This is a genomic window from Bradyrhizobium sp. NAS80.1 (genome assembly GCF_001908205.1).
Classification (GTDB): Bacteria; Pseudomonadota; Alphaproteobacteria; order Rhizobiales; family Xanthobacteraceae; genus Bradyrhizobium.
In genome coordinates this window covers 1-6,988 of sequence record NZ_LGHL01000186.1, presented here as the reverse complement: position 1 = coordinate 6,988, position 6,988 = coordinate 1, and the positions used below count along the sequence as shown (strand labels likewise).

Sequence of the window (6,988 nt, the reverse complement as noted above, 5' to 3'; positions counted from 1 at the left end):
TGGCGGCCGCATCGCCCGAGATGGCCAGCACATGGCCCCGCGCATATTTGTGACCGTCGATGCGCGGCACCGGAAAGGCGGCGCCCCAGAAATCCGGATCGTTCTCGAAGATCTGCGGCGCGATCTCGTCCAGCACCTGCGCGTCGATGCCGATGTCGACGACACGCACACGGCCGCAATGCATGCGGCCCGGCAGCAGCAGGTGGGCCGGCTTCTTGCGGAAGAAGGTCACGGTTTCGGTGGCATTGACGGCGGTGCCCATCACGGCCGCGCTGGTACCATTGATGCCGCTCGGCAGGTCGACGGCAAGCACCGGCGCGCCGTTGGCGTTGATCGCCTCGATCATCGCGCGCGCCTCGCCATCAACGGAACGGCTGAGGCCCGCGCCGAACAGCGCATCGATGATCAGCGCGGGCTTTCCGATCGCCTGCGGGTTGAAGGGCAGCACCGGATATTTCCAGCCGCGCGCGGCTGAGGCCGCATCACCCCTGAGCTGATCGCGCTCGCACATCAGGATCACCGAGACGTCGCGCCCCTGAGCGGCGAGCTCGGCGGCCGCAACAAACCCGTCGCCGCCATTGTTGCCGGGGCCAGCCACGATCAGGATCGGCCCCTCCTCCACCAGCGCGTTGGCGGCTTCGGCGACCGCCTGACCCGCACTGAGCATCAGCTTGAAGCCGGGCGTGCCGGCCGTGATGCTGAGTTGGTCAGCCCGCTGCATTTCAGCGTTGGTCAGAACTTCCATGCCACTTCCCTTGTACAAACGCCTCTTCAACAGGCATCTTCCGTGCCGATCCGGCGGACGAAACATCCATCTGCACAGATATTGAACCGTTTGCCTATTTTGTAGTCTGCGGTATTTTGGGTCAGCCGGCTCCACCTATCAAAGATGCTCGTTAAAAGGCTGATAACGCTCCAATAATCAGGGCATTTGCAATTTGGCATAGACCCTGCTTTCGAGGAAGCCGCTTCGGTTCGTCGTGCTCACTGGCATCTTATCAGGGTGTGACTGGCCGCCGCCGGGTTGACCAGGCATCCCGGCCTAGCGAAGACAAGATCATGCGTGAGAAAAGCGCATCCTGACGAAGACGTTGCTATTTGATCGAAAGGCCGGGAGGCGCGCAGTGAAGAAAATCGAAGCCATCATCAAGCCGTTCAAGCTCGACGAGGTGAAGGAAGCGCTTCAGGAAGTCGGCCTTCAGGGCATCACCGTCACCGAGGCCAAGGGCTTCGGCCGGCAAAAGGGCCATGCCGAGCTTTACCGCGGTGCCGAATACATCGTCGACTTCCTGCCCAAGGTGAAGATCGAGATCGTGATCGGCGACGACCTCGTCGAGCGCGCCATCGACGCGATCCGCCGCGCTGCGCAGACCGGTCGCATTGGTGACGGCAAGATCTTTGTCTCGAACATCGAAGAGGCGATCCGCATCCGGACCGGCGAATCCGGGCTGGACGCTATCTGAGCCGGGTGCTATCCGAATTTTGCGACACTCTGACAGGAGATAAGGCTGCTTCGGCGGCCTGAATTCATTTGCGCGATCGCGCGCGAACTCGCCAAAAGCGAGAACAATTTTGCTCACCTGTAAACCGACCCGCAGAGCCAAAAGGGGTATGCATGAAGACCGCCAAAGACGTCCTGAAATCGATCAAGGACAACGACGTCAAATACGTCGACCTGCGCTTCACCGATCCGCGCGGCAAGTGGCAGCACGTCACCTTCGACGTCAGCATGATCGATGAAGACATTTTCGCCGAAGGAACGATGTTCGACGGCTCCTCGATCGCCGGCTGGAAGGCGATCAACGAGTCCGACATGACCCTGATGCCCGATCCGGTGACCGCGACGATCGATCCGTTCTTCGCCGAGACCACGATGGTCATCACCTGCGACGTGCTCGAGCCGACCACCGGTGAGCCCTACAACCGCGACCCCCGCGGCATCGCCAAGAAGGCCGAGGCGATGGTGAAGTCGATGGGCGTGGGCGACAGCGTGTTCGTCGGTCCCGAAGCCGAGTTCTTCGTGTTCGACGACGTGCGCTTCTCGAGCGGTCCCTACAACACCGGATTCCGCCTCGACTCCTCGGAGCTGCCGACCAACTCCGACACCGAATATGAAGGCGGCAATCTCGGCCACCGCATCCGCACCAAGGGCGGCTACTTCCCGGTTCCGCCGCAGGACTCCGTGCAGGACATGCGCTCGGAGATGCTCGGCGCCATGGCCAGGATGGGCGTCAAGGTCGAGAAGCATCACCACGAAGTCGCTTCCGCCCAGCACGAGCTCGGCATGAAGTTCGACACGCTGACGCTGATGGCCGACCACATGCAGATCTACAAGTACTGCATCCACCAGGTCGCGCACATCTACGGCAAGACCGCCACCTTCATGCCGAAGCCGATCTACGGCGACAACGGCTCGGGCATGCACGTGCACCAGTCGATCTGGAAGGACGGCAAGCCGGTGTTCGCCGGCAACAAATATGCCGACCTGTCGGAGACCTGCCTCCACTACATCGGCGGCATCATCAAGCACGCCAAGGCGATCAACGCCTTCACCAACCCGTCGACCAACTCCTACAAGCGCCTGGTTCCGGGCTATGAGGCCCCCGTGCTGCTCGCCTACTCCGCGCGCAACCGCTCGGCCTCCTGCCGCATCCCCTACACCGCTTCGCCGAAGGCCAAGCGGGTCGAGGTGCGCTTCCCCGATCCGCTCGCCAATCCGTATCTCGCCTTCGCCGCGATGCTGATGGCCGGCCTCGACGGCATCAAGAACAAGATCGATCCGGGTCCGGCGATGGACAAGGACCTCTACGATCTGCCGAAGGAAGAGCTGAAGCAGATCCCGACGGTGTGCGGCAGTCTGCGCGAGGCACTCGAAAGCCTCGACAAGGACCGCGCCTTCCTGAAGGCCGGCGGCGTGTTCGACGACGACTTCATCGACGCTTTCATCGAGCTGAAGATGACCGAGGTCGAGCGCTTCGAAATGACCCCGCACCCGATCGAGTTCGACATGTACTACTCGGGCTAAGCGGCCCGAACAGTATGCGACAAACAAAAGGCGCTCCGAAAGGGGCGCCTTTTCGTTTTGGAGCGTGTCGGATGGGTGGAGCGCAGCAGAGCCCATCCTGGGTCATGCGTGCCGATCGCTCAGGACAGCTGTGGAAGCGCGCCGCGCAGCACATCATCACCCCATTCCTGAACAAAATGTCCGGCAACGGCGAGCTCTACCGGCTCGGGGCAGTTGCGGATCGTCCGGCGCATGTCCGCCATCACGGCGGGCCCAAGAACGGGATCGCTCATACCGATCACCATCGCGGTTCTGCCGCTCCATTCAGTACCCCACCACTCCCGGGCCCTACAAGACATCGCCGCACCGCCGGCATCGGGATGGTCGGGTACGAGGTTGGGGAATCGACGCACGCCGGCCTTGTAGGTGGCATCGGGGAACGGGGCATCATAAGCGTCGGCTTCCGCGGACGAAAGCTGCGGACAGGCCCGTGACAGGAGCTTGCCGACGGCCATGTCCGGATTTGCGTTATTCCACGCACGCCAGTCGAGAAAGCCTTTGGTGAGCGGGCGGTCGCCGGTCGCAAACATCGTGTTCATGATCAGCAGCCCCTCGAAGCGATCCGGCATGTCCGGTGGAATGGTGAGACCGAGCAGGCCTCCCCAGTCCTGACAGACCAGCGTCACGCGACGAAGATCGAGCGCGCGGATGAGCGCAACGAGACTGTCGCGATGGAAGTCGAAGCTGTAGACGGCGTCGTCGACGGGTTTGTCGGAACGACCGAAGCCGAACATGTCCGGCGCGATGACCCGGTAGCCGGAGGATACGAGACCGGGAATCATCTTGCGGTAGAGATAGCTCCACGTCGGCTGCCCATGCAGACAGAGCGCAACGCGAGCGTTCTTCGTGCCCTCGTCGAGATAGTGCATGCGCAGGCCGGCATAACCTGTGAGATCGTCGCAATAGTTTGCCGCGAAGGGATATCCTGGAAGATCGTGAAAACGTGTATCCGGCGTCCGCAAGACCGTCGTCATGTCAACCTCCCCTGGATTGGTCGCGATGCGCCGGATGCACTACGCTGCCGTACGCCGCTGCACAAGCACGTTGCCGGCTACGGGTTGTCGCGCCGCGGCATGAAATGGTCGAGCAGGCCGGTTGGCAGCGGAAAGACGATGGTCGACGACCGTTCGCCGGCGATGTCGTGCAGAGCCGCGAAGTAACGTAGCTGCATCGCCTGCGGCTCCTGCGCGAGAATCCGGCCCGCCTCGACGAGCTTTTCGGCGGCCTGCTGCTCGCCCGTCGCATTGATCACCTTGGCGCGCCGCAACCGCTCCGCCTCGGCCTGTTTGGCGATCGCGCGCACCATGGTTTCGTTGATGTCGATGTCCTTGATCTCGATCCCGGTGACCTTGATGCCCCAGACGTCGGTCTGCTTGTCGAGGATCTCCTGGATGTCGGCGTTCAGCCGGTCGCGTTCGGCGAGCATCTCGTCGAGCTCATGCTTGCCAAGCACCGAGCGCAGTGTGGTCTGGGCGAGCTGGCTGGTCGCTGCCATATAATCACCGACCTTGATGATGGCGCGCTCGGGGTCGACGATGCGGAAGTACAGAACGGCGTTGACCTTGACCGACACGTTGTCCCGCGAAATCACATCCTGGGGCGGCACCACCTGCACCATCACCCGCAGATCGACCTTTACGAGCTGCTGCACGACCGGAATCAGGAGGATGAGGCCCGGGCCCTTCACGCCGGTAAAGCGGCCGAGCGTAAATACGACGCCACGCTCGTATTCGCGCAGGATTCGAATTGCCTGCGATAGAAATATGATCACGAGCAGCGCAAGCGCTGCATAGGTCAGGGCTTCGAGCGTCATGGCATACCTCCCTCGCCGGTCCGGGCTGGCGCGCGCTGTATCAGCAGCGTCAAACCGACAATGTTGGCGACTTCGACCATCTCTCCGGGCTTGAAGGTTTCGGCGCTGCGCGCCCGCCAGCGCTCACCATGGGTGAAGACGTGGCCTTCGGTTCCATTCCAGTCGAGAACCTCGGCAGGCGAGCCCCGCATGGCCTGCGCGCCGACCCGTGCAGGAGCCTTGCGGATGCGCCGAAGCGAACCAAGCACGACGAGAATAAACCCGATGAACACGGCCGAAGTGATGCCAATCACCCACCATGACAGGTGATAGCCGGGCGCCTCGCTCCTGAACAGCATCAGCGCTCCCAGCAAGAATGCGATGATCCCTCCGAAACCGATCACCACGGTCGGATTGAAGGCCTCGATGGTGAGGAGCACGATTCCGATCAACATCAGGGCAAGGCCGGCATAGTTGATGGGCAGCAGATTAAGTGCATAGAGGCCGATCAGCAGGGAGATCGCGCCAACGACTCCCGGGGCGACTGCACCGGGAGACATGAACTCGAAGAGCAGGCCGTAGATGCCGACCATCAGGAGAATGAACGCCACGTTCGGATCGGTGATGACCGCCAGGAAGCGGGATATCCATCCGGGGTCGAGGGCTTCAACGACATCATCCCTGGTCGCGAGGCGTAGCGTCTTGCCGCCTGCAACCTCCACCACACGGCCATCGAGCTCTCTCAGCAATTCAGCCTGATCGCGCGCAACGAGTTCGATCGCATGGGCCTGGAGCGCGCCATTGGCGGAGAGCGTGGCAGCCTCGCGGACCGCTTTTTCGGCCCAGTCCGCATTGCGGTTGCGCAGCTCCGCAAGGCTGCGGATGAAGGCAACCGCATCATTGGTCACCTTTGCCGTCATGGCATCCTTTGGCTCTCCCTTCTGGTCACCGTCCTTCTTGTCCTTGTCGCCCTTGTCCGGGGTACCGCTCGGCAGACCCGGCAGCGGCCCGCCAATCTGCACCGGCGTCGCGGCACCAATATTGGTGCCTGGCGCCATCGCCGCGATGTGGGTCGCATAAAGGATATAAGTCCCCGCACTCGCCGCGTGGGCGCCGGACGGAGCGACGTAGCCGATGACGGGGACGGGCGAGCCAAGCACATCCGCGATGATCTCGCGCATGCTGGAGTTGAGACCGCCGGGCGTGTTCATTCTCAGAATCACGACCTCGGCGTGCCGTTCGCCTGCCTCGGCCAAGGCCTCCCTTACATAGCTGGCCGACGCAGGACCAATGGCTCCGTCGATCGAAACTGTCAGTGCGAGACGGCGGTTCTCCTCCGCTGAGCCAGGAAGGAGGCAGAGGATCAAAGCGACGACGCCAATCGCCGCAACGAGGGCTGCCTTTATGGTCTGCACGGCAAGGGCTCCCTTGCAGACCATATGGTGTTCGTCTTCAGAACCTCAATGCAGCCGCATGTCGGCCGCTGCCGTGATTGTGCGACGCAATGGAAGCGGCCCGCAGGATGGCGAGTTGACCTGTCAACGATGCGAGGTTGGGATGCCGTCCCGATGACCCCTGGCTCTCGAGAGAGGGCAGCAGTTCGATTTACGCTCAACCAGCTCGTGGCGGCCGTGAAGGAAACCAGGGCGAATGCGGGGTGAGCGGATAGTGCGGCGTCTTCGCGTTCTCCGTCATTGCGAGCGAAGCGAAGCAATCCAGCGTGTTTCCGCGGCGGCAGTCTGGATTGCTTCGCTTCGCTCGCAATGACGAGGACCCCGTTCCAAGGATTGACGGCTCTCAGCGCGCTCGGCTTCCTGGCCATTATTTTTGTCGGCTTCGTCAAAGGGGGCAGCGTTGCGTCCGACGACAGGCCGGAGAAGTTTCCCATGAGGCCCGGGTGGCAATCTTTCAAACTAACCCGCGCCGATGCAAGTCCGTTTGACCCAGCCAGCAATGGCGCAGACAGACATTGGACGAAGTCTGCTTCTGGTCACTTGCTAAGCTCAAACCCGGTCGCGGCGATGTCCGCCGCCGATTGTGTTGAAAAACTCAAAATCTGAGCGGTCGCAAAATTCTCGCGATGAGGTGAAAGGCGCCACATCCGCCATCTGGATCGTCCTCAAAGCCAATGG

General features: G+C 62.0%; 6 protein-coding genes. 2 read left to right on the top strand and 4 right to left on the bottom strand.

The features are described 5' to 3' along the window. On the bottom strand, window positions 1-745 hold a 745-nt coding region (locus AC629_RS34710; protein ID WP_084809273.1), incomplete at its 3' end, for an NAD(P)H-hydrate epimerase. A gap of 379 nt (window positions 746-1,124) precedes the next feature. Between AC629_RS34710 and AC629_RS34705 the strand changes: the two genes are divergently transcribed. Then, on the top strand, window positions 1,125-1,463 hold the full coding sequence (locus AC629_RS34705; RefSeq protein WP_007603495.1) for a P-II family nitrogen regulator: 339 nt from the start codon (window positions 1,125-1,127) through the stop codon (window positions 1,461-1,463). A 152-nt stretch (window positions 1,464-1,615) separates the two neighbouring features. Next, on the top strand, window positions 1,616-3,025 hold the full coding sequence (gene glnA, locus AC629_RS34700; protein ID WP_084809272.1) for a type I glutamate--ammonia ligase: 1,410 nt from the start codon (window positions 1,616-1,618) through the stop codon (window positions 3,023-3,025). 119 nt (window positions 3,026-3,144) lie between these two features. Here glnA and AC629_RS34695 read toward each other — a convergent pair whose 3' ends face one another. The 3 genes from AC629_RS34695 to AC629_RS34685 all read right to left on the bottom strand — a co-directional run bounded on the left by AC629_RS34695 (window position 3,145) and on the right by AC629_RS34685 (window position 6,271). Next, window positions 3,145-4,038: a haloalkane dehalogenase gene (locus tag AC629_RS34695; protein ID WP_084809271.1), complete on the bottom strand. Its 894-nt coding sequence runs from the start codon at window positions 4,036-4,038 to the stop codon at window positions 3,145-3,147. Window positions 4,039-4,115: 77 nt separating this feature from the next. Further along, entirely contained in the window at window positions 4,116-4,877 is a 762-nt protein-coding gene (locus AC629_RS34690) for a slipin family protein (RefSeq protein ID WP_084809270.1), read from the bottom strand. Further along, entirely contained in the window at window positions 4,874-6,271 is a 1,398-nt protein-coding gene (locus tag AC629_RS34685) for an NfeD family protein (protein ID WP_084809274.1), read from the bottom strand. Before AC629_RS34685 ends, AC629_RS34690 begins: the two co-directional genes overlap by 4 nt. Window positions 6,272-6,988: the final 717 nt, after the last annotated feature.